Below are 274 nucleotides of genomic sequence, written 5' to 3'. Positions count from 1 at the left end.
CGTGCCGCCGGCCTGCAGTGCCGCGTTGGCCCCGGCCAGCAGCCCCTGGGCCGCCGCTTCCTCGTAGCCGGTGGTGCCGTTGATCTGGCCGGCCAGAAACAGTCCCGGAATGCGCCGTGTCTCCAGCCAGGCGTGCAGCTCCCGCGGATCGACGTGATCGTATTCGATCGCGTAGCCCGGCTGCAGGATCTGGGCAGCCTCCAGCCCCGGAATGGAGGCAACCAGCGCCGCCTGCACCGCCTCCGGCAGCGAGGTCGAGATGCCGTTGGGATAG

General features: G+C 70.4%; 1 protein-coding gene. It reads right to left on the bottom strand.

All coding sequences use genetic code 11. From position 1 onward, the window contains the following. The coding region (locus tag R0J87_RS20295; RefSeq protein WP_498888513.1) for an FAD-dependent oxidoreductase at positions 1-274 on the bottom strand (274 nt) is incomplete at both ends.

The organism is Halomonas sp. SIMBA_159, from assembly GCF_046536035.1.
Lineage (GTDB): Bacteria > Pseudomonadota > Gammaproteobacteria > Pseudomonadales > Halomonadaceae > Vreelandella > Vreelandella venusta_A.
The sequence above is the reverse complement of the archived record's forward strand: the minus strand, read 5'-3'. Positions and strand labels throughout refer to the sequence as shown.